The organism is Paraburkholderia sabiae (genome assembly GCF_030412785.1).
In the GTDB taxonomy this organism is placed as follows: Bacteria; Pseudomonadota; Gammaproteobacteria; order Burkholderiales; family Burkholderiaceae; genus Paraburkholderia; species Paraburkholderia sabiae.
Map to the genome: position 1 here is coordinate 2167452 of NZ_CP125295.1, position 22507 is coordinate 2189958.

Here is a 22507-nt window from a genome sequence, read left to right on the forward strand (position 1 = left end):
ACACCGCCATGACATTGCACATCGACACGCCGCTTCTCGAATCCCAACCGCTCAGTCATACGCTCGGCCGCCGCGTGCTGCTGAAAATGGACGCGCTGCAGCCGCCCGGCTCGTTCAAGATTCGCGGCATCGGTTACGCATGCGAACAGCATGCGAATCAGGGCAAGCGGCGCTTCGTGTCGTCGTCGGGCGGCAATGCGGGCATTGCGGTCGCGTATGCGGGCCGTGCGCTGTCGATTCCCGTCACCGTCGTCGTGCCGCAAAGCACGGGCGAGCGAGCGAAAGACCTGATCCGTCTGCAAGGCGCGGACGTGATCGTGCACGGCGCGACCTGGCAGGAAGCGAACGCGTTCGCGCTCGAAGCGGCCGGTCCCGACGACGCGTTCATCCATCCGTTCGACGATCCCCTCTTGTGGCACGGCCATGCGTCGATGATCGACGAGGTTGCGCGCGCGGGCGCGAAGTTCGACGCCGTCGTGCTGTCGGTGGGTGGCGGCGGCTTGATGGCGGGCGCGATCGAAGGTTTGCGGCGCAACGGTCTCGGCAACATTCCCGTGATCGCCGTCGAAACGGAAGGCGCGTCGTCGCTGGCGCAGTCGGTGCGTGCGGGCGAGCGCGTCGAATTGCCGGGCATCACGAGCGTCGCGACATCGCTCGGCGCGAAGCAGGTCTGCGAGCAGGCGTTCACGCTGACGCAGACGCATCCCGTCGAATGTGTGGTGGTGTCGGATGCGGAAGCGGTGAACGCGTCACGCCGTTTCGTCGACGATCACCGCGTGCTGGTCGAACCGGCTTGCGGCGCTAGTCTCGCGCTCGTGTATCGGCGCACGGAAGCGCTGCAGCGTTTCGACAGCGTGCTCGTGATCGTGTGCGGCGGCGCCGGTACGACGATCGAGCAACTGGAGCGCTGGCATCGCGAGATGGTGTGAGCTTTACGAACTCACACGTATCTCGCGAAAGCATCCACTCATATCGCGGCAGTCAGCTTCTCGACGCCGCGCAGATTATTCCGCCTGCGCCACTGCAATGCATCGAGGTTCGTAAGCCGCAGTTGCGGCAGGCGCGTCAACAGCTTGTGCAGCGCGATTTCGAGTTCCATCATCGCGAGTCGCGCGCCGAGGCAATAGTGAATGCCCGCGCCGAACGTCAGCAGATGCCCTGACGGCTCGCGGTCGATATCCAGCTTGTCGGCAGCTTCGAAGCGCTCCGGATCGCGATTCGCCGAGCCGAGCAGCATGAACACGATCGAACCGCGCGGCAGCGTCTGCCCGTCTACGTCGATATCGTCGAATGCGGTGCGCACGACCATTTGCACAGCCGTGTCGTAGCGCGCGCATTCGGCCACCGCCTTCGATACCAGCGCAGGATCGCTCTTCAATCGTTCCAGTTGCGCCGGATGCCGATGCAGCGCGATCAGCGCGTTGCCGAGCATGTTCGACGTGGTCTCGTGTCCCGCGACGAACAGCAGAATCACGTTCGACACGATCTCGTCTTCCGACAGCCGCTCGCCGCCCTCTTCCGCCTGAATCAGCGACGAAATGATGTCGTGACCCGGCGCCGCGCGCCGCTCTGCGATCACCGCGCGGAAATACTGTTCGAGATCGAGCGCCGCCTGATTCGCTTTAGCGAGCGCTTCGGGCGACATCGGCGCGAGATCGAATGCCGACACCAGCAGGCTCGCCGCATCGCCGAAACGCTCGCCTTCCTCGACGGGCACATCGAGCAGACGGCAAATGATCTGCAACGGCAGCGGCATCGCGAACTCGCTGACGAGATCGACTTCGGGCTTGCCCTGCATTGCGTCGATCAGGCTGTCCGTGGTTTCTTCCGCGATCGTGCGCAGCGTTTCGATCTGCCGCACATTGAACGCCTTCATCAGCAACGCGCGCAGACGCGTGTGCGCGGGCGGATTCATCATCAGGAACGTGCGTTCGAGCGCCTGAAACACCGGCTGTTCGCGCGCCGTCTCGCCATAACGCGCGACTACGCTGGGCATGTACGTCTTGCCCATACGTCGATCGGGCAAGAGCGCATCGATCACGGCGTGGCGGCCCGTCAGCAGGATGCTGGGCGCGAGCGGAACGAAGGCGCCCGCGCTGCGGATGCCTTCATAGAACGGATAAGGATCGTCGAAATAAGCCGGGGACGAGAGATCGGTGAATTTCATTGCTTGTTGCGTGGGGCTGAAAAATAGTGGGTCGTGATGCGTCAGCCGAGAGGATACAACCCACGCACCTGGGCGTGCAGGCGAGCCAGCCCAAACAGCGCGTTCGCATACGGCGTGTCGACGCCCGTCAGCTTGCCAAGCTCGCATACCGCGCCGACCAGCGCATCGAGTTCGACGGCCTTGCCCGCTTCGACGTCCTGCAGCATCGACGTGCGCATCGCGCCGAGCTTGAGCGTGACGGCGTGGCGATCTTCGGGCGCCTGCTCGATCGGAATGCCGAAGCGCGCGCCGATCGCTTTCGCTTCCAGCATGACGCGCGTGACGAAATCTCGCGCGAGCGGATCGTTCAGGATCTTGTCCGTGGTGGCACCCGTGATCGCGCTCATCGGGTTCATCGTCATGTTGCCCCACAGCTTGTACCAGACGTCGCGCTGAATCTGCGCGGACGCCGTCGCGTCGAAACCCGCCTTGCGCAGCAGTTCGACCAGCGACGCCACGCGCTCGCTCGCTTGCCCCGTCGCTTCGCCGACGATCAGCCCTCGCCCCTGATGATGCGCGATGACACCCGGCGCATCCACACGACAACTCGCATGCACGACGCAGCCGAGCGTGCGTTCAGCGGGAATCGCGGCGGCGATCGAACCGTCGGGATCGACGGAAGCGAGGCGCGCGCCCGCGAACTCGCCGTGCAGGCCGGCGCAGAACCACCAGGGCACGCCGTTCATCGCCGTCAGCACGATAGTGTTTGCGCCCAGCAGCGGTCCGATGTGTTGCGCGACGTTCGCCATGCCCGGCGCCTTCACCGCGACGATCACGAGATCCTGCGCGCCGAGCGCCGCGGGATCGTCGCTCGCCTTAACCGCGACCGTGTGCGTTTCGCCGCTTTCGACGAGACGCAGACCGTGTTCATGCAACGCATCGAGCGTCGCGCCGCGCGCGACCACGCTCACGTCGCAGCCCGCCTGCGCGAGCTTCACGCCCATCCATCCGCCGATCGCACCCGCGCCGTAAATGCATACCTTCATCGTTGTTCTTCCTCGCTTCGGTCTTTATAGCTCGCGTCGATCCGGTCGACCTTGCGCACCAGCGCAGCGAACACGTCCTGACCCGCGCCGTAGCGCACGTCGAATTGCAACGCATCGCGCGAACACTGCGCGGCAATCGCTTCCGTCACCGGACGCGCGCGGCCCATCGCGAACGTCGCGACCTGGATCTCGCACGCGCGATTCAGCGTCCACAGATACGCGAACGCTTGCGGCAGCGTCGTGCCCCACGCGAGCAGACCATGATTGCGCAGAATCACCGCTTGCCGGTCGCCGATATGCTCGACGAGTCGCGGCCCCTCTTCGGCGTGGATCGTGATGCCTTCGAAATCGTGATACGCAATGCGCTCGTGCAACTGCGCGCTGTAGAAGTTGGTCTGCTCCAGCCCGCCTTCGTAGCACGCGACGGCGACGCCCGCCGTCGTATGCGTATGCATCACGCAATGCGCATCGGCGATGCCTTCGTGCAGCGCCGCGTGCACGGTGAAACCGGCGGGATTCACCGGATACGTCGAGCCGTCGAGGATGCGCCCTTGCGCATCGATCTTCACCAGATTGCGCGCCGTGACCTCACTGTAATGCAGGCCGAATGGGTTGATCAGGAATTGCTTCGCTCCGCCCGTCACGCTTTCGGGCAAGCGCACCGTGATGTGGTTGTAGATCAGTTCCGTCCAGCCCAGCATATCGAAGACGCGATAGCAGGCGGCCAATTGAACGCGCGCCTGCCATTCGTCGGGATGCATCGACGGCGCGTTCTGTGTGTCTCGCTCCATGATCTCCATGGCGATTCTCCTGTGAGCGTCGTTATGCGCGCGCGCTGTTTCCGGCAACGGACGCGATCGCCGAAGCGACATACGCGACGTTGGTGCGATTCAGGCCCGCGACGCACATGCGGCCCGAACGCAGCAGATAGATGCCGTGCTCGACGCGCAGCGTTTCGACCTGATCCGCCGACAAACCGGTGTACGTGAACATGCCGACCTGCGCCGTGTAACGCGCGCGCATCACTTCGTCGACGCGTCCGGCGAGGCCTTCGTGAATCGCATGGCGCATTTCATGAATGCGATCGCGCATCACGCGCAGTTCGTCGTCCCACGACGCGCGCAGCTTCGCGTCGCCGAGTACGCCCGCCACCAGCCGCGCGCCGTGCATCGGCGGATTGCTGTAGTTCGCGCGGATCGTGAAGGTCAGCTGGCCGAGCACGCGCTGCGCTTCCGCGGCGTCCTTGCACACGACGCTCAATGCGCCGCAGCGCTCGCCGTACAGCGAGAAGTTCTTCGAGAACGAGTTCGCGACGATCATCGGCACGTCGGCGTCGGCGAGCAGGCGCACGCATGCGGCATCTTCTTCGAGGCCGTCGCCGAAGCCCTGATACGCCATGTCGACGAATGCGATGAGCTTGCGACGTTGCAGCACGGGCACGAGTTCACGCCATTGTTCCGCCGTCAGATCGACGCCTGTCGGGTTGTGACAGCACGCATGCAGCAGCACGATGCTGCGCTCGGGCAACGCGTCGATCGTGTCGCGCATCGCGTCGAAGCGCAGGCCGCCCGTTGCATCGTCGTAGTACGGATACGTGTTGACCGTATGACCCGCCGCTTCGAACACGACGCGGTGGTTTTCCCAGCTCGGATCGGAGAGCCACACCTGCGAGCCCGCGAAGTGACGCTTGAGAAAATCCGCGCCGACCTTCAACGCGCCCGAGCCGCCCACCGTCTGCACCGTCGCGATACGGCCCGCGGCGCGCGCTGCGCTGTCCGTGCCGAACACGAGCGCCTGCGCGGCGTCGCGATAGGCAGGCAGGCCCGACATCGGCAGATACGAGCGCGGCGTGCCCTGCGCGACGATCGCGGCCTCGGCTTCGCGCACCGACGACATCACGGGCAGCGTGCCGTTTTCGTCGAAGTAAATGCCGATGCTCAGATTGACCTTGTTCGTGCGCGGATCGCGCTGGAAGTCTTCGTTGAGGCTCAGGATCGGGTCGCCGGGATAGGCGGGGATGTGTTCGAACATGGTGGTTGTCTCTAGTGTGTGCTGGATGCTGCTGAACTTTGCGAGAGGTCGTGAAGCCATGAGCCTGCGCGTGCGAAACAGTGTGTCGAAAAGCGCGCGTCGTCACAATCAATCGATTTTGGATGATTCGTAAGTTTAGCTTTAGAATCGGCCGATGGCTCTCACACGCATCACCATACGCCAATTCGAGGCGTTTCTCGCGATTGTCGATCAGAACGGCATTGCCGCGGCGGCGGAACGGCTGGGTCTGACGTCGTCCGCTGTGAGCCAGTTGCTCGCCGAACTGGAGCGCGAACTGGGCTTCCGTCTGTTCGATCGCACGACGCGGCGCGTCAGTCTGTCCACGGCAGGCCGCGATTTTCTCCCGTCGGCGGAATCCGTGCTGCGGCACCTGCGCGCGGCCGAGCAGACAGCCAGCGACATCCGCAACCGCGCGGCAGGCATCGTGCGAGTCGGCGCGCCGCTCGTGCTCGCGAGCACGGCCATTCCGTACGCGATCGCGGGCTATGCGCAGGAGAAGCCGAAAGTCGTCGTACGCGTCGTCGATACGGATGTCGAGCAACTGGTCGAGCGCGTAGCGAGCGGCGACGTCGATCTCGCCGTCGGTCCCGATCGCGCGACGGGCGACCGCGTGCAGCGCACAGCGATTTTCAAAAGCCCGTGGGTGTTGTGGTGCGCGGAAGATCATCCGCTCGCGCGCCGTCGACGCCTTCGCTGGCAGGACTTGCGCGGCACGCCCATCATCGCGACGGGCCGCGATCACGAAGCAAGCGTCGCGCAGATGCTGACCGACCAGCCATCGGATGCGCGCATCGCGCCCGTCGAAGTCGTCGACAACGTGACGACGGCGTTCGGTCTCGCCGCGCAGGGTCTCGCCGTCACGCTCGCGCCCGCGTATGTGAAGCCGCTCGCGCAGACCTTCGGACTCGCGATGCGGCGCGTGGTCGAGCCGGAAACGATACGCGAAGTGTGCATCTATCGGCCCGTCGATCGCTCGCTGTCGCCGCCCGCCGATGGCTTCGCGGAGTTTCTCGGCGTGAGTCTGAAAGCGTGGGATCGTGAGACGCAAGGGGCGGCGGGCCAGAAATGAAAACGCGCTGCGCCCCTGTTTGGAGGCGCAGCGCGTCGTCGTGTGAACGGTGTCAGGCGATGCGGCGACCTGCTTCGTTCGCGCTCGCTGCCTGCTTCACGAGCCGGACGACGCGAGCGATACGCGGCGCTTGAGCAGGCGCTTGAACCGCTTGAACAGGCACGCTTTGCGCCGCCTCAACCTTCGGCAGCAACCGCCCACCGATCCACGCCCGCACTGTCTTCACCGCAATCAGTCCGATCACGACATTCGCAGCAACGAACAGCGCCACGGCAAGCCATTCGATCTCGCCCGTCGCGCCGCGCTCGACCATCCGCATCGCGAACGTCGGCAGCGCGGCGGCGCCGAACGTGAAGGCCCAGTACGACGGCGCAAACGGCTGACGGCGGATCCACGGCAGCAGACGCAGCGTCAACAGCGCCTGATAGATGCCATAGCCGAGCAGCGCGAAGGCGAACACATCGGGCGCGCCATGCGTGACGCTCATGTAGGCCACGCCGCCCACCACGGGCGGTGCGATCTGGATGCCGAGCAGCGGACGTTGCGCTTCGGGCAGCGGGTTATGCACGGCGGCCCGATGCAGGATCAGCGATTCGATCGCGAGCCACGACAGCATGCCCGCACCGAGAAACAGCATCCCAACCTGATGCCAGCCGAACGATGCCGACGCCGTCGCCGCGACGAAACTCGGCGCGACGGCGGGCAGATAGATGGCGGGCGTCGTCAGTTCGGGGTTGCGACCGCCTTGCCAGAGACGCCCTTGCAGATGGATGCCGATCGCGAGTTGCGCTACGACGGCAATCGCGAACACGACGATCGCCGCCGTATGCGAGTAGTTGAGCAGCGCGGGCGCGGCGAGCAGGCTCGACACCGGGCCGAGCGCGATGAACGACGAATGCAGCGGATGCTGCCATTCCGCCCGGGCGTGCGAACGTTGCACGTACCACTTGCGCGCATAAGCCGCGAGCACGACGACCCAGACGGCCAGTGCGACGAACGTCAGCGTGTCGACGACGCCCGCCGGGACGTGCCAGATACGCGCCGCGACGCGCCAGGCGTTCGCGAGCGCCAGTGGACCCACGGCAATACCGAAGAATGAAGCGGGCATCACCGTCTCGTTTGTCTTCGCTTGCATCTCAATCTCCTGTGGTGCGCATCGCGGTCCGTGTTGCCTGCGCTGCGCCGATGAAGAGCACTTTAAGGAAGACGTTTCTACGCGCGAATGCCGCAAAGACTCGACAAGATGCTCGAACGGATCATCGCGCCGTTCTCGCCGAATGGTCTAAACGCGATGAGCCGTTCGAGCAGGAATTCGAGCCGCGCGAGCATTTGCCGCGAGCGCTGCGATTCGTAAGCTCGGCGCTTTTCGATTTCGTCCATGAAGGTTTCGTCAGACATGAACCCCGTTTCAGCGATGCTCGGCAAAAGCGCTGCGTGCTTTGCCATCGCGCTTGCTTGCACGACCACATCAGCCCTCGCCGCTGCCCCCTCTGCGCCGTCCACGATCTATCAGACGCAATTGCAGCCGCTCGACGGCAAGCTCGAATCGCTCGAGCGTTATCGCGGACGTCCGCTCGTCGTCAACTTCTGGGCGCCGTGGTGCGGACCGTGCCGCACGGAAGTGCCCGCGTTCATCGCGTTGCAGAATGCGTATCGCGGCAAGGCGCAGTTCGTTGGCGTCGCGCTCGATGAAGCGCCTGCCGTGCGCGCGTTTGCGCATGACTACGGGATGAATTACCCGCTCTATCTCGCGGGGATGGGCGGCATTGCGACGATGTTGCGCGAAGGCGATACGCGCGGCGCGGTGCCGTTCACCGTCGTCTACGACGGCAACGGTCGCAAGGTGGGGACGATCACAGGGCTCGCGGATCCTTCGAAACTCGAAGCGTTGCTCGCGGCGGCCATCGCGGCAACGTCCTCCGACCACTAAGAACGCGTGCTCAATCGCCCGTCTCCGCGGAGCAGTCGAGCGGTGCCGATTGCAGCTTCGCGCGCACACGCGACATCGTTTCAGGCGAATCGACGAGCACGGCGTCCATGTGCAGACACGCGGCTTCGCGATAGGCGGCTTCGTCGTTGACAGCGAATGCCACGAGCCATGTGTCCGCTGCGCGGCGGAAGCACTGCACGGATGCAGGCGTCCATGTGCGCGCCGTAAAGATCGAGCGGCCTTCGCCCAGCGTGAAGCGCTCGATCAGTTCGACCTTGCGGCCCAGTTCGAAGCCTGCGCGCGTGCCTGCTTGCGGCGCCTCGCACTGCCCCGTCAACGCGACGCCGAAAAGCCGTTGGCGCGTCGCATCACGCGATTCGAATACGCGTGCCTGCGGATACTGCGCGAACGCGCTCTGGTAATCGGCTTCCGTCGAATAGAGCGTGACGCGCGGCCACGCGTTCAGCGCATCGAGTACGCGCGCGACGGCGGCCGCCTGCGGCGCGGCAGGCAATGCCTTCATGTCGAGCACGACGGGCATGTTGCTCGGAATGATCCGCAGCGCGTCTTCGAGCGTCGGAATGCCGACCGGCTTCGAACGATACGGTTTGACGCCAGGCGCCTTAGACGATTCAAACTGCCAGCCCGCGTCGACACGCGCGAGTTCCGACGCCGTTCGGCTCGCGACGGGACCGCTCGCATCCGTTAACGCGGACAGATCCTTCGGACGATACAGCACGGGCACGCCATCGCGGCTCAATTGCACGGTGAGCCAGATCACGTCGGCGTGATGCGCGAGCGCGCCTTCGATGGCGATCAACGTGTTCTCGGGATAGTCGGCTGTTCCGCCGCGATGCGCGATCAGCGCGGGCAGCGTGGCAGCACGCCCCGCTTCAAATGGCGCCGTCGTGGATGCGGGCAGCGCCGCAAGAAGGAACAACGCAAAGGCCAGTCCGGATATCCGCATCCTGTGCATCAGTGTCATGTCGTGAAGAGTCGCGCCCTGCGCATTATGTGCAAGGCTTCATGACACTTGCGGATGGAACGACGACAACTCACGCAAGATCGCGCGCGGCCGCCATCTGCACGAGGGCTTTCGCTTTCGCGAGCGGCTCGACGAGCGATGTCTCCAGCCCGTAGCCGTCGACGAGCGCGCCCGTCACGTCCTCAATCGCGAGCCACGTGACGTGCGCGTCGTCTTCCCACACGAGCGCCTTCAGCGGCAGCAGCAACCCGGCGCACGGATTCGCCTGCATCACGGGCGTGCCGCCCTTCGGGTTGCCGAACACGATCAGACGCATCGGACGCAGCGTCATGCCCACCTGCGCGGCGGCGTCGGCCTGATCGATATCGACGAAGATCGTCATGCCCTTGTCGGCGAGCAGGCCGCGCAGGCGCGCCACCGTGATCGAAAAGCCATGCTCGCTTCTGAACGTCGCAACCGACGCGGGGAATTGTGCAGCGACAGTCATCGCAAACTCCGGTGAACGCATTCACCGCAGTGTAGTCATTGCGCCGCAACAACAGAAGCAGAAGCTGCCTGTTCGGCAAGCGCGCGGAAATTTTCCGGCGTCGCGAAAGCCAGATACTGCGCCTGCATCTCGGGCGTCAGCACTTCGATCAGCGTGCTGTTTTCGATCCACAGCTCGATCACGTCGAAGAAATGATTGCCGCGCGTGCAGCGTACCGCGCGCCAGCCTTCGCGTTCGCCGATCGCGATCACCTGTTCCGCCGACAGCGGCGACGCGACGGCCATATGGAAGCCGCTGTATTGCGCACGCGAGGCCGCCATCGATCCGGTCGGCTCGCGCGTGTCGCCGGGCGTGAGCGTCAGGTTGCTCGGATAGGTCTCGATGATCGTGCCGCGATCGTCGCCGGCTACCGCCATCCAGGCGCCCTCGAATGGCGAAAACGGCGCGGCGAAACCGCCCCACACTTCGGCAAGAGCGCGCGCAACGCGCTCGGGGTTTTGCGTGGGAATGGACGCATGAAAAATCATCGAAACTCTCCAGTGACGTGTGACGTGACGGACGATGCGCGATGCCCGGGCGCAGTGCGTTCTCGTTGTTCTTGTCACGCGCGCGGCATGGCGAACGCCGGGGGTAGCTGCCGGCAGCAGCACAATGAGTAGTAGAACGGGATCGATTCGCCGTGTTTGAAATCACGGCAACGATATGAGCAAAGGGATGCGCGGCTCACGCATCGATCGCCATGCTAGGAGCGCTGAGCAGCGCTACCAATCGGGAGTTTTACCGACAGCTTTCGTTTCGTCCGACGAACCGCTTCTTCGCGTGCTTGCAACAAGATGAAAAAAAACCGCTCGCCATTGTGGCGGGCGGTTTGTCTACAGATTAAATCGCAGACGCGTGTGCGGGCGTTAAACCGCCATCACCGTAACAGCCTTCGTCACGAGATAGGCTTCCATCGCTTCCGGTCCGCCTTCCGAGCCGTAGCCCGAATCCTTCACGCCGCCGAACGGCATTTCCGGCGTCGGCGTGGCGGGCTGGTTGATCCACAGCATGCCGACTTCGAGGTTCTGCGACAGCAGGTGCACGTTGCGGAACGACTTCGTGAACGCGTAGCCCGCGAGGCCGAACGGCAGACGGTTCGCTTCGGCGATCGCGTCTTCGATCTTGTCGAAGCCGCGGATTGCCGCGATCGGGCCGAACGGCTCGTTGTTGAACACGTCGGCTTCGAGCGGCACGTCCGTCAGCACGGTCGGCGCGAAGAAGTTGCCTTCCGAGCCGATGCGCTCGCCGCCCGTCGCGACCTTCGCGCCCGACGTGCGGGCGTTCTCGATGATGCTCGCCATGGCCGTCAGACGGCGCGCGTTCGCGAGCGGCCCGAGCTGCGTGCCTTCGGCGAGACCGTCGCCGATTTTCAGGCCTTCCGCATGCTTGACGAGCGCCGCGGCAAATTCTTCGCGGATGCTGTTGTGGACGAGGAAGCGGGTCGGCGAGATGCACACCTGGCCCGCGTTACGGAACTTCGCGCCGCCTGCTGCCTTGACGGCGAGCGCGACGTCGGCGTCTTCCGCGACGATCACGGGCGCGTGGCCGCCGAGTTCCATCGTCGCGCGCTTCATGTGCTGGCCCGCGAGCGCGGCGAGTTGCTTGCCGACGGGCGTCGAGCCGGTGAACGTGACTTTGCGGATGACGGGATGCGGGATCAGGTAGCTCGAGATCTCGGCGGGATCGCCGAACACGAGGCCGACCGTACCGGCGGGCACGCCTGCATCGACGAAAGCCTGCAGCAGTTGTGCCGGCGACGCGGGCGTTTCTTCCGGTGCCTTGACGAGGAACGAACAACCGCTCGCGAGCGCGGCGCTCAGCTTGCGGACCACCTGATTCACCGGGAAATTCCACGGCGTGAAGGCGGCGACGGGGCCGATCGGCTCCTTGAGCACGGTCGATTGCGCGTTGAGGTTACGCGACGGCACGACACGACCGTACACGCGACGGCCTTCGTCGGCGAACCATTCGATGATGTCGGCGGCCGACAGCACTTCGATACGCGCTTCGGCGAACGGCTTGCCCTGCTCCTGCGTCATCAGGCGCGCGATGTTGTCGGCGCGTTCGCGCACGAAGGCGGCGGCTTTGCGCATCGTCGTGGCGCGTTCGTTGGCCGGCACCTTGCGCCATGCTTCGAAACCCTTCTGCGCGGCTTCCAGCGCGCGGTCCAGATCGGCCTTGCCCGCGTGCGCGACCTTGCCGATCGGCTTGCCCGTCGCGGGATTCACGACGTCGAGGGTCTTGCCGCTGGCGGCGTCGCACCATTCGTTGTTGATCAACAGACGGGTGTCGGTGTAGCTGCTGGATGTGACCATTGCTATGCGTTCCTCTGGAAGGTTCTGTTCTGCGGTTTTCCGCTGCGCGCGCCCCGGGGTGGCCGGGAGACGTTGATCTTAGCTGATTGCTGGGATTCTTTCCCGCAGAGCGGGTTTTTGCGCCTGGGCGGCTTGGGGTCGTTTTCGCTGGCATCCGCGTTTTGCTGTCTGTGCTTCAGGCGTTGCCCCCACAGGGGCAACGCATGAAGTACAGAAACGAATTCGCGGATGCCAACAAAAAAACTTCACGCGTATTTGAATACGCCTTGCGCGCTAGCAATCAAAACCCTCCCATCAACCCAAGCCTCAGCACGAGCAAAAAACACCGACCGCCCTTTGCGCTCAAGAAACCCTTTACTGATGACCTTCTCCCCAAGCCCTTTGTCGAGATAACTAATCGTCAACGAGAGGGTAAAAGCATGAACAGGATCGCCCTCGCTATAAAGCCCGGAATAGCCCGCGGCAGCGTCAAGCAAAGTAGCAATAGCACCACCTTGCAAAACCCGCTGCCGATTCAACGTCTCCGGCCGGATAGGCATAGTGAACTCGGCATAGCCACTGCGCCACTCAGTCAATTCAACCGCGAGCGATTCGAGAAAGGGGTTGTCAAGCGGCGGCGGTTGCATGTGGACTCCGTCCTAATTCACTTTGGGCCGCCCCACGGACGCCCGCATCGACACAGTCACCGGAAACTCGCGAAAGATCTCCCACTTCGTTCCATAACACTGATTGATGAGCCAACGCACTGCGTTCTGCGTCAACTCCGCAGTCGGAATATGCACCGACGTCAACGCAGGCGCCGAGTACGCCGCCGAGTAATCGTCGTCGTAGCCGATCACGGACACATCGCCCGGCACCGAAATGCCAAGCTGCTGGAAACGGGCCAACGCACTGACAGCCATCGTATCGTTGGCACAAAAGAGCCCCGTAAACGGCACCTTCGATTCGAGCAGCCGGCACGTCGCCGCGTAGCCGCCTTCAGGCGAGAAGTCCGATTCGATCAACGGCACCGTCTCGCGTGCAATGCCGTGGCGCGCGAGTTCTTCGAAGAAGCCATCGAGACGCTCCACGTTGTCCGACGCCGTGTACGGCCCCGAAATCACAGCCACCCGCCGATGCCCATGTTCGAGCAGTGTCGCCGCCGCCAGTTCGCCGCCGCGCCGATGGTCGGGGCAGAACGACGCATCCGGCAACGCATCGAACGCGCGGTTGAGGAACACCATCTTCGGGTGCAGCCGATGCAACTCGTCGAGATCCTCGTCATGCAGATCGTGGCTGATCACGACGACGCCGTCGCAGTCCCGTCCGATCAGAAAACGCACCGCTTCGAGCGCCTGCTCGCGCGGCGTCGACTCGCCGCAGCCGGTCGCGACGACGACATGCCGATGCACCGAGCGCAGTTCGAGGTCCGTCTGCTTGAGTATCGTGCCGTAGTACGAGCCGAAGAACGTCGGCACGAACAGGCCGATGATGCCGAGTTGCTGCGTGGCCATCGCGCGGCCGATCGACGACGGCCGGAAGTTGAGTTCGGCGATCGCGGCCTTCACGCGCGCAGCAGCTTCCGCCGATACGGGTCCTTTGCCCGAAATGGCGCGCGAGGCTGTCGAGAGCCCCACGCCCGCCAGCTCCGCCACATCTTTGAGGGTCGCCACGGTGTCTCCGTCCGCTTGTAGTGTTGCGCCTGCCGTTCAGAGGCGCGCCCCGCCCGCCTCGTCGAACAGCGATACATGTGCGCCGTCGATCGCGAACGCCACTGAATCGCCGACAGCGACGGGCGTCTTCTCCTGATCGATCGACGCGATCTGTGTGCCATGATAATCGAGCCAGATAACCCGGTGGTTGCCCATTGGTTCGATAAGCGACACTTGCCCGCGCTGATTCGAGTCCGCACCGATGCGCACGCGCACGTCTTCGGGCCGCACGCCGAGCACGCACGGCTTGCCGTTTTCCGGCGGCGCAGCAAACGGATACGACGAAACATCGAGATCGAGCTTTGCGCCCGTAAAGCGCACGCCATCGTCCTGCGCAAGCAGCGTGCCGTTCAGCAGGTTCATCGCCGGCGAGCCGAGGAAGGTCGCGACGAACAGATTCGCGGGCCGCGCATACACTTCGGCGGGCGTGCCGAACTGCTGGATCACGCCGTTCTTCATCACGGCCATCCGCGTGGCAAGCGTCATCGCTTCGACCTGATCGTGCGTCACGTAGATCATCGTCGCGCCGAGTTGCTGATGCAACTGCTTGAGTTCGCGGCGCAGTTCCGTGCGCAGCTTCGCATCGAGATTCGATAGCGGCTCGTCGAACAGAAACACATCGGCTTCGCGCACGATCGCGCGTCCGATCGCCACGCGCTGCCGCTGCCCGCCCGACAGTTGTGCCGGCTTGCGCTTGAGCAGCGGTCCGAGTTGCAGCATGTCGGACGCACGCGCGACGCGCCGCTCGATCTCCGCCTTCGGCGTGCCGCTGATGCGCAGCGCAAAAGACAGATTCCGCTCGACGCTCATCGTCGGATACAACGCGTACGACTGGAACACGAGCGCGATGCGCCGGTCTTTCGGATCGGCCCACGTCATGTCCTCGCCGCCGATCTCGATGCTGCCTTCCGTCACGTCGATCAAGCCCGCGATGCTGTGCAGCAATGTCGACTTGCCGCAACCCGACGGCCCGAGCAGCACGACGAATTCGCCTGCGCGCACGTCGAGATCGAGCGCGTCGATCACCGTGTTCGCGCCAAGCTGGATTTTCAGGTCGCGGACCGCGACGTTTGCCATGTTCGTTGCCATGTCGTTCCCTCAGCCCTTCACCGCGCCCGACGCGATGCCGCGCACGAACCAGCGGCCCGAAATGAAATACACGGCGAGCGGCACGACGGACGTCAGTATCGTCGCCGCCATGTTGACGTTGTAGATCTTCTCGCCCGTCGTCGTGTTGATGATGTTGTTGAGTTGCACCGTCATCGGCAGATTGCGCGTGCCTGCGAACACGAGGCCGAGCAGGTAGTCGTTCCAGATGTTCGTCACCTGCAAAATCATCGCGACGACGATGATAGGCAGCGACATCGGCAGCATCAGTTGAAAGAAGATGCGCCAGAAACCGCCGCCGTCGATACGTGCCGCCTTGAACAGCTCGAGCGGTATGCCCGCGTAGTAATTGCGGAACAGCAGCGTCATCACGGGCATGCCGAATATCGTATGAATGATCACGATGCCGGGCAGCGAGCTGAACAGATGCACGCTCGCGAGCACGCGCACCATCGGATAGATCATCACCTGATACGGAATGAACGCGCCGAGCAGCAGCACGCCGAAGAACACGCCTGCACCGCGCGGCCGCCAGAACGACAGCGCATAGCCGTTGATCGCGCCGATCACGATGGAGAACACCGTGCTCGGTACGACGATGCGCACCGAGTTCCAGAAGCCCACGCGGATGCCGTTGCAATCGAGTCCCGTGCACGCCGACTGCCACGCATCGGCCCATGGCGCGAGCGTGAAGTGGATCGGCAGTGCGAGCAGATTGCCCAGACGTATCTCGCTCATCGGCTTCACGGAGGTGACGAGCATCACGTAAAGCGGCAACAGGAAGAACAGCGCGGCGATGATCAGAAAGCCGTAAATGCCGAGACGCGACGGCGAAAAACGCTTCCTGCGCACGTGACGTTGACGCGGGTTCGGCGTATGAGCGGAAGGTTGCAGCGTCGTGCTCATCACACCTCCTTGCGCGACGCGTTGCGGCTGCGTGCATAGAGAAACGGCGCGAGTATCGCGAGAACCGTAGCGAGCAGCACGATCGAAGCCGCCGACGCCAGCCCGATATTCGCGCGCCCGAACAGATAATCCATGATGAACTTCGCGGGCACTTCGCTCGCGGTGCCGGGACCGCCTTGCGTCATCGCGACGACGGCGTCGAATAGTTTGACCACGGCGACGAACAGCAGCACGAAGGCCGTCGAGATCGAAGGCCCGAGCATCGGAATGACGATGCTCGCATACACGCGCCAACGCGGAATGCCGTCGATGCGCGCGGCTTTCCACAACTCGTCGTCGATGCCGCGCAGGCCCGCGAGCATCACCGCCATCACGAGCCCCGACGCCTGCCACACGGTCGCGATCACGATCGTATAGATCACCCAGTCCTGATCGACGATCCAGTCGAAGCGCGCATGCGTGAAGCCCATCTTGTGCAGCAGCGACTGCGCGCCGAGTTCGGGATTGAGGATCCATTGCCACACCAGTCCCGTCGCGACGAACGACATCGCGTATGGATACAGGAACACCGTGCGCAGCACGCCTTCCGCCATCACGCGCTGATCGATGAAGATTGCGAGCAGCATGCCGATCGCGAGACACGCGACGATGAAGCACACGCCGTAGATTGCAATGTGCTGCAACGACACGAGCCAGCGGTCGTTATGAAAGAGCCGCACGTATTGCGTGAAGCCGACGAAATCGTTCGAAGGAAACGTGCGCGAGTTGCTGAGCGACACGCGCGCCGTCCACAGCATCGTGCCGAGATACGCGAAGATCACCGTCAGTATCATCGGGATCAGCGCGATCCATGCGGCGAGCGACCAGCGCTTGCGCAATGGCCGCCCGTGCGCCTTCGCAGCCGGCCGCGATTTCGTCGTCATGTCAGGCAACGCGTGCGACTTGAGCGTCCCCATCGTGCGTCAGCCTTTTAGCGCGCTGGCAAAGGCTTTCTGTGCATCGTCGACCGACTGGTTCTTGTTCCAGAAGTTCGTGATGACGTCCGTCAACGCACCCTGCATGTCGGGCGACAACAGCATTTCCGGGTTCGGCAACTGACGCGACTTGTCCTTCATGATCGCGATGCCCTCCTTCGCGCAGATGTCGAGCTGGTTCGCGTCGATGTCCGGCCGGATCGGAATCGAGCCCTTCTTCGCGCTGAACGCGACCTGCGCCTGCGGCGACGTCATCACAGTGGCCAGCAGATTCTGCGCCTTGATCGCGTTCGCGTTGTCGGTCTTCGGGAACACGAACACGTCGCCCGCGACGAGATACGGCGAATGCGGACCGAAGCCGGGGAAGCAGCCGAAGTCCTTGCCGGGCGTCTGCTTCGCCGCCGAGAACTCGCCCTTCGCCCAGTCGCCCATGATCTGCACGCCGGCCTTGCCGGAAATCACGAGCGCCGTCGCGTCGTTCCAGTTGCGGCCAGGCGAGCCGGGATCGACATAGTCGTGCAGTTTCTTGAACGACGCGAGCACCTTCTTGAACGCATCGGATTTCACTGCGTTCGCATCGCGGTCGCGATACACCTTCAGATAGAGATCGGGCCCGCCGACGTCGGCGAATACGGCGTCGAACGTGATCTTCTCCTGCCACGGCTGCCCGCCGAGCGCGAGCGGGATCACGCCCGCCTTCTTCAGCTTGTCGAGATCGGCGACAAATTCGTCGAAGCTCTTCGGGTCGCCCGCGATGCCCGCCTTCGCGAACACCGGCTTCGAATAGAAGAACCACGCAGGCATGTGGATATCGACGGGCGCCGCGTAGTAATGGCCGTTGACCTTGATGCTGTCGAGTATCGATTGCGGGAAGATGCCCGCCCAGTTTTCTTTCGTGGCGACCGTGTCGACGTTGTTGAGCAGGCCCTGATCGATCAGGTCGTGAAACTGCTTCGACGTGTTGAACTGCGCAGCCGTGGGCGGATCGCCGCCGACAATGCGGTTGATCGCGGTCGCACGCGCCTGGTCCGCGCCCGCCACGGCGTTGTCGACCCACTGGCCGCCCGCCTGGTTGTACGCGTCGGCGAACTGCCGGATGGCCGCCGATTCCCCGCCCGACGTCCACCAGTGAATCACATTGGCTTTCAACGGCTCGGCATGCGCGACGATGCCCGTGATGGCCAATGCCAGTGCGATACCGCTTTTCAACGCCCACTGTTTTCTGCTGTTCATTCCGTCTCCTTCGGGCTCGGTGCCCGATTTATCGGCTCGACTGCATTCCAGCTTATGTTGTCTGCGTGTCAGTTCTTCTTGCTGCGCGCCTCGATGAACTTCGCGATCAGCTCGCCGCTGCGCTTGACCGTGCGCTGCTGCGTGCCGTAATCGACGTGCACGACGCCGAAGCGCCGCTCATACCCGAACGCCCACTCGAAGTTATCGAGCAGCGACCACACGAAGTACCCGCGAATATCGACGCCCTGCTTGACGGCCTGATCGACGGCGGCCAGATGCCGCTTCAGAAACGAAATGCGCTGCGGATCGTCGACGTGGCCATCCTGCACGTTGTCGTCCGATGCCATGCCGTTCTCCGTAATGTAGATCGGCGGCAAATTCGGATACGTGCCGTGAAAACCCGTCAGCAGATCGCGCAAGCCGTCCGGATGCACTTCCCAGCCCATCTGCGTGCGTTCGACATCGGGCAGCGGCACGTCGACGAAACCATGCGCGCCGTCGCTCTTCACATTGGTGCGGAAATAATAATTGATGCCGAGGAAGTCGAGCGGCGCGGCGATCGTCTGCATGTCGCCTTCGAGCACGAGCGGCTCGGCACCGGGCCACAGTTCCCACAGATCGGCAGGATATTCGCCCTTGAGCAGCGGATCGAGAATCCATGCGTTGTGCTGCACTTCGAACAGATGCGCGGCGCGCTGATCCGCCTCGCTCGACGACGCCGATGTGCCGCGTCCCACGTTCGCGACGATGCCTTTCATCGACGCCGGATCGTTAGCGCGCAACACCTTGGTCGCCTCGCCGTGCGCGAGCAGAAGATGATGCATCGCCTGCGTCGCGTAGCGCACGTTCGCGAGGCCCGGCGCGTGATGCCCGTTGCCGTAGCCGAGGAACGCCGAGCACCACGGCTCGTTGAGCGTCATCCATGCATCGACGTGACCAGCCAGCTCGCGGCTCATCAGATCGGCGTAATCGGCGAAGCGATAGACCGTCTCGCGATTCAGCCAGCCGCCGCGATCTTCCAGATGCTGCGGCATGTCCCAGTGATACAGCGTGACGAAGGTCTGCAAGCCTTTTTCTTTCAACCGGCCGAGCAGCCGCTTGTAGAAGTCGAGGCCCTTCTGGTTCGGTCGCCCTGCTTCGTCCATCACGCGCGGCCATGCGACGGAAAGACGGTACGCCTCGAAATTCAGACGCGTCAGCAGATCGAGATCGCTTTCCCAGCGGTGATAGTGATCGCAGGCGACTTCGCCCGTATCGCCCGCGAGCACTTTGCCCGGTGTCGCCGAGAACGTGTCCCAGATCGACGGCAGGCGGCCATCTTCATTCACGGCGCCTTCGATCTGATACGAAGCCGTCGCCGCGCCGAGCAGGAAGTCCTTGCGCCACAGCACCGAATCGGCGGAAGGCGTGAACGGATCGCTCTGCTGACTGCTGCCGGGTGCCACTGCATCGTATGCCACGGAACCTCCTCTCAATGTTGTTGTGATACGCATGGAAGCGCATTCGTCGGACGGAATCGAAGTCCAGAGTGGAAGCGCTTCCACATGACCTGCGCACGATAGCAGTGGCGCTTTTGCGGCAGCAATCAGGGTTTGTCTGGATCGGACAAAGGCTGTCGAAAGCGGCCATGCAAGGCGCATGAAACGCGCTTGAAACCGGCTCGGCGAAGCATCCCGCGATGCAACCGGTGCGGCGACACAACGCGCACCGGGGGCCGCTCGGCCAATGTCTCGTTTTTTTCCGACGAGTCAGGGTTCGACCGGAAAGAAGGTGTTGTCGGACCGCTAAACTGCATCATCGATGCAGAAACTTTGGCGCATCCTTTTCATTCAGAATGAGAGCCCAATGCGAGCGACGACCACCCAGGCGAACGGCATCGTTCCCGCGCTGACGAGCATCCGTTTTCTCGCGGCGCTGACAGTTGTTCTCTCGCATTACCGCGAACTCGACCTGCTCAACACACCCCTTCCCTTCTTCGATTTCGTCGATGGCGGGCGCTCGGCCGTGTCGCTGTTCTTCGTGCTGTCGGGCTTCATTCTCACCTACACGTATCGCGACGAACTCGCGACGCAGAGTCCGCACAACTTCTACGTGGCGCGTGTCGCGCGCATCTATCCGAACATCCTGCTCGCGCTGGCCATTGCGTCGATCACCACGGCGTATCTCGTGATCTCGCACAACGACGTGCTGCTGCTCAAGTGGTTCGCGCTGAAGTCGTCGATCAATCTGTCGCTGGTGGTGAGCTTCATCGCGCAGGTGCTGCTGATCACCGCGTGGTTCCCGTTCGCCGCCATCAACCAGCCGTGGAACGGCCCGGCATCGAGCGTATCGTGCGAGGCGTTTTTCTACGCGCTCTTTCCGTTGATCCTCGCGCGCTTCGTGAAGATGCGCGCGTCGACGCTCGCCGCCACGCTGGTCGGCGTCTGGATTGCGCAGGGTCTGATGATCGTGTTCTTCATGGTCGTGTTTCCGGCGTCGCGCAGTCACTTTCTGGCGGGCGCGCTGCCGTTGTGCCGGATCGCCGAATTCATGCTGGGCATCGGCGCGGCGCTCGCGTTTCAGGCGTTGCGTGCGCGCGGCGTGTCGATGCACAAGCGTGGCATCGCGCTCGTGTCGGGCTCCGTCGTCGTGCTGATCATCCTCGCGCTGTGGCAGCCGGTGTCGCCCGTGTTCTATCCGCAAAGCCCGTTCTTCGCGACGCTGATTCTCGGCCTCGCGCTGCTCGAACGCCCCGTGCTCGGCGTGCTGAATCAGCGCTGGCTCGTGCGTTTCGGCGAAGCGAGTTATGCGCTGTTCCTGATTCACGTGCCGCTTGCGTATCTCGCGTGGCTCGCGGGTTTTCGCGTCAACAACGGATGGATTCCGCTCGTCTTCACGCTGCTGTTCAGCGTCGTCGTCTTCACCTACTTCGAAGAGCCGATGCGCCGCCGCATCCGTTCGCGTTTTCGCAGCAAGCCGCTCGTACCCGCAGCGGTTGTCGCGGATGCCGTCGATCCTTCCGTCACCGTCGGGCCCGGTATGAAGCCGGGTTGAATCTCCGATCCCCCAAAAAACAAACGGCGCTTCACGCGCCGTTTGTTTTTGCTGCCCGATCCTCCTTCGGTTTCAGACCCAGTGCGCCGGAATCCACACGCGGCCCACCCAGTGTCCCGGAATCAGCACCAGGGGACGCGGCTTCGGCGCGACATACACGACATGCGGGGGCGGCGGAGCGACGACCACGACATGCGCCGGGGGCGGCGGCACGACGACGGGTGCCGGCGCGACGACGACAGCGGCGGGCGGAGGCGGCGCAACCACAACGGGAGCCGGAACCGGTGCGGGTGCAGCGACGACCACCGTCGACGTCGGCGGCGGCACCACAACCGGCGGCGGGACGATGACGGCCGCGCCGACCGTCGTCGTGCTGCCGGCCACGACGGTCGTTCCACCCGTCGTCACTGCGCCGCCGTGGACGACCGTGCCGCTCGTCGTGACCGTGTTGCCGTGCGTGCCCGTCGCACTGCCCGACGTAACGACGACGCCCGGTGCGACGCTCGTCGCACTGCCCGAATGCGTGACCGTGCCGCCGTTGCTGCCCGACACCGTGCCCGAGCGCGAGCACGTATAGCCGCCGCAGTTCGTCGATGCCGAGTGGTTGTAGGTGGTACCGTTGCCGCCCGTCACCGTGCCCGACGACGAGTACTGGCCCGCGCCGTTACGCGTCACTTCGCCCGATGTCGACGCCGTCTTGCCGTCCGAGCCCGTCATCGATCCCGTGTGCGAGCAGGTGCCGCTTGCGCAGCTGGTGTCGCCCGAATGCTGGACCGAGCGGCCGTTCGGACCGTACGCCGTGCCCGAGTTCGAGAACTGGCCGGGCGACGTGCGCGTGACGCTGCCGGAGTTGGTCGCGACGCGGCCGTCGGGGCCGGCGACGCCGCCCGCGTGATTGCAGGTGCCGCCGCTGCAGTAGCCGCCGTGTGCGCCGTTGTATTCGCCGCGCGACGTGTACGCCGTGCCGTGGCCGTACCAGCCGGCCCATGCGGGCACGCTGACGAGCGACGCGCTTGCGCCGATCACCGTGGCTGCCGCAGCCAGCGCGAGGCGACGCGAGACGCCGCGCGCGGCGGACGCCGACGTACGATTCAGCAGACCAGAAATCGAAGAGAAGAGTTGCGAGCGGGTTTTCACGGCAGTTCCTTCACGGTTCGGGCCACTTGCTGATGCAGCGTGGCGACGGAATGAATCGTAGAAGAAACGGCCCGCGAGGTCAGTTCAAAAACTATGTCGAAAAATGTCACGGCGGCAGGCAAAAACTGCCTGCCGCCGCGATCGGATTACGTGCCGGGAAAGCTATGAAGAACGGTCGCGGCCGCGTGCGCGGGTCGCGCCCGTGACCACGCCGATGCCAAGCAGGATGACGGCGACGATCGCGACATAGTGCTGTGCGACGTGCATGCTGACGAGGGCCCACGACACGCCGCCAATGAAAATCAGCCAGCCGATCAGATAAATGGCCAAGGTCATCGGATTCTCCTTTCCGCTTTG

Annotated in this window: 23 protein-coding genes; 4 read left to right on the forward strand and 19 right to left on the reverse strand. The window is 63.8% G+C overall.

Going from position 1 to position 22507, the window contains the following annotated elements:
* Positions 1-8: 8 nt before the first annotated feature.
* Positions 9-929 carry a serine/threonine dehydratase family protein gene (locus tag QEN71_RS09705; RefSeq protein ID WP_201649255.1) on the forward strand — a complete coding sequence of 307 codons (921 nt, stop codon included), beginning with the start codon at positions 9-11 and terminating at the stop codon, positions 927-929.
* A gap of 38 nt (positions 930-967) precedes the next feature.
* Here QEN71_RS09705 and QEN71_RS09710 read toward each other — a convergent pair whose 3' ends face one another.
* Genes QEN71_RS09710 through QEN71_RS09725 form a run of 4 tightly spaced genes read right to left on the reverse strand, consistent with a single transcriptional unit; the run spans position 968 to position 5223 of the window.
* Positions 968-2167 carry a cytochrome P450 gene (locus tag QEN71_RS09710; protein WP_201649254.1) on the reverse strand — a complete coding sequence of 400 codons (1200 nt, stop codon included), beginning with the start codon at positions 2165-2167 and terminating at the stop codon, positions 968-970.
* A gap of 41 nt (positions 2168-2208) precedes the next feature.
* Positions 2209-3192: a 2-dehydropantoate 2-reductase gene (locus tag QEN71_RS09715; RefSeq protein WP_201649253.1), complete on the reverse strand. Its 984-nt coding sequence runs from the start codon at positions 3190-3192 to the stop codon at positions 2209-2211.
* Positions 3189-3992: a class II aldolase/adducin family protein gene (locus QEN71_RS09720; protein WP_201649252.1), complete on the reverse strand. Its 804-nt coding sequence runs from the start codon at positions 3990-3992 to the stop codon at positions 3189-3191. The genes QEN71_RS09715 and QEN71_RS09720 overlap by 4 nt, the downstream gene beginning before the upstream one ends.
* Before the next feature lie 22 nt (positions 3993-4014).
* On the reverse strand, positions 4015-5223 hold the full coding sequence (locus QEN71_RS09725; protein WP_201649251.1) for an amino acid aminotransferase: 1209 nt from the start codon (positions 5221-5223) through the stop codon (positions 4015-4017).
* 154 nt (positions 5224-5377) lie between these two features.
* Here QEN71_RS09725 and QEN71_RS09730 point away from each other — a divergent pair, with 154 nt between their 5' ends.
* Positions 5378-6313, forward strand: a complete 936-nt coding sequence (locus QEN71_RS09730) for a LysR family transcriptional regulator (RefSeq protein WP_201649250.1) — start codon at positions 5378-5380, stop codon at positions 6311-6313.
* Positions 6314-6365: 52 nt separating this feature from the next.
* On the opposite strand, the gene tehA is transcribed toward QEN71_RS09730, so the two are convergent.
* Positions 6366-7448 carry a dicarboxylate transporter/tellurite-resistance protein TehA gene (gene tehA / locus QEN71_RS09735; RefSeq protein ID WP_201649249.1) on the reverse strand — a complete coding sequence of 361 codons (1083 nt, stop codon included), beginning with the start codon at positions 7446-7448 and terminating at the stop codon, positions 6366-6368.
* A gap of 77 nt (positions 7449-7525) precedes the next feature.
* Positions 7526-7711 (reverse strand): hypothetical protein, encoded by a 186-nt coding sequence (locus QEN71_RS09740; RefSeq protein WP_201649248.1) that lies wholly within the window; start codon positions 7709-7711, stop codon positions 7526-7528.
* Between QEN71_RS09740 and QEN71_RS09745 the strand changes: the two genes are divergently transcribed.
* Complete coding sequence (locus QEN71_RS09745) at positions 7710-8243, forward strand: TlpA family protein disulfide reductase (RefSeq protein ID WP_201649247.1); 534 nt, start codon at positions 7710-7712, stop codon at positions 8241-8243. The genes QEN71_RS09740 and QEN71_RS09745 overlap by 2 nt on opposite strands.
* A gap of 10 nt (positions 8244-8253) precedes the next feature.
* Here QEN71_RS09745 and QEN71_RS09750 read toward each other — a convergent pair whose 3' ends face one another.
* From QEN71_RS09750 to QEN71_RS09800, 11 genes are all read right to left on the reverse strand, one after another.
* Complete coding sequence (locus tag QEN71_RS09750; RefSeq protein WP_201649246.1) at positions 8254-9210, reverse strand: glycerophosphodiester phosphodiesterase family protein; 957 nt, start codon at positions 9208-9210, stop codon at positions 8254-8256.
* A gap of 88 nt (positions 9211-9298) precedes the next feature.
* Positions 9299-9715, reverse strand: coding sequence for a DUF302 domain-containing protein (locus QEN71_RS09755; RefSeq protein ID WP_201649245.1), 417 nt, complete (start codon positions 9713-9715; stop codon positions 9299-9301).
* A 35-nt stretch (positions 9716-9750) separates the two neighbouring features.
* Positions 9751-10242: a hypothetical protein gene (locus QEN71_RS09760; RefSeq protein WP_201649244.1), complete on the reverse strand. Its 492-nt coding sequence runs from the start codon at positions 10240-10242 to the stop codon at positions 9751-9753.
* A 378-nt stretch (positions 10243-10620) separates the two neighbouring features.
* A complete protein-coding gene (locus QEN71_RS09765; RefSeq protein WP_201649243.1) occupies positions 10621-12069 on the reverse strand; it encodes an NAD-dependent succinate-semialdehyde dehydrogenase in 1449 nt (482 codons plus the stop codon).
* Positions 12070-12314: 245 nt separating this feature from the next.
* Positions 12315-12695: a PaaI family thioesterase gene (locus QEN71_RS09770; RefSeq protein WP_201649242.1), complete on the reverse strand. Its 381-nt coding sequence runs from the start codon at positions 12693-12695 to the stop codon at positions 12315-12317.
* Positions 12696-12707: 12 nt separating this feature from the next.
* Complete coding sequence (locus tag QEN71_RS09775; protein ID WP_201649241.1) at positions 12708-13721, reverse strand: LacI family DNA-binding transcriptional regulator; 1014 nt, start codon at positions 13719-13721, stop codon at positions 12708-12710.
* A gap of 36 nt (positions 13722-13757) precedes the next feature.
* Positions 13758-14849, reverse strand: coding sequence for an ABC transporter ATP-binding protein (locus QEN71_RS09780; protein ID WP_201649240.1), 1092 nt, complete (start codon positions 14847-14849; stop codon positions 13758-13760).
* Positions 14850-14858: 9 nt separating this feature from the next.
* Positions 14859-15773 carry a carbohydrate ABC transporter permease gene (locus QEN71_RS09785; RefSeq protein WP_201649239.1) on the reverse strand — a complete coding sequence of 305 codons (915 nt, stop codon included), beginning with the start codon at positions 15771-15773 and terminating at the stop codon, positions 14859-14861.
* Positions 15773-16729: a carbohydrate ABC transporter permease gene (locus QEN71_RS09790; protein WP_201649238.1), complete on the reverse strand. Its 957-nt coding sequence runs from the start codon at positions 16727-16729 to the stop codon at positions 15773-15775. The genes QEN71_RS09785 and QEN71_RS09790 overlap by 1 nt, the downstream gene beginning before the upstream one ends.
* A 6-nt stretch (positions 16730-16735) precedes the next feature.
* A complete protein-coding gene (locus QEN71_RS09795; protein WP_201649237.1) occupies positions 16736-17980 on the reverse strand; it encodes an ABC transporter substrate-binding protein in 1245 nt (414 codons plus the stop codon).
* Between the two features lie 68 nt (positions 17981-18048).
* Positions 18049-19440, reverse strand: a complete 1392-nt coding sequence (locus QEN71_RS09800; RefSeq protein WP_201649236.1) for a GH1 family beta-glucosidase — start codon at positions 19438-19440, stop codon at positions 18049-18051.
* A 385-nt stretch (positions 19441-19825) separates the two neighbouring features.
* Between QEN71_RS09800 and QEN71_RS09805 the strand changes: the two genes are divergently transcribed.
* Entirely contained in the window at positions 19826-21013 is a 1188-nt protein-coding gene (locus QEN71_RS09805; protein ID WP_201649235.1) for an acyltransferase family protein, read from the forward strand.
* A gap of 72 nt (positions 21014-21085) precedes the next feature.
* On the opposite strand, the gene QEN71_RS09810 is transcribed toward QEN71_RS09805, so the two are convergent.
* Together QEN71_RS09810 and QEN71_RS09815 are read right to left on the reverse strand one after the other, a co-directional pair.
* Positions 21086-22150: a hypothetical protein gene (locus QEN71_RS09810; protein ID WP_201649234.1), complete on the reverse strand. Its 1065-nt coding sequence runs from the start codon at positions 22148-22150 to the stop codon at positions 21086-21088.
* 162 nt (positions 22151-22312) lie between these two features.
* Positions 22313-22486 carry a hypothetical protein gene (locus tag QEN71_RS09815; protein WP_012404672.1) on the reverse strand — a complete coding sequence of 58 codons (174 nt, stop codon included), beginning with the start codon at positions 22484-22486 and terminating at the stop codon, positions 22313-22315.
* Positions 22487-22507: the final 21 nt, after the last annotated feature.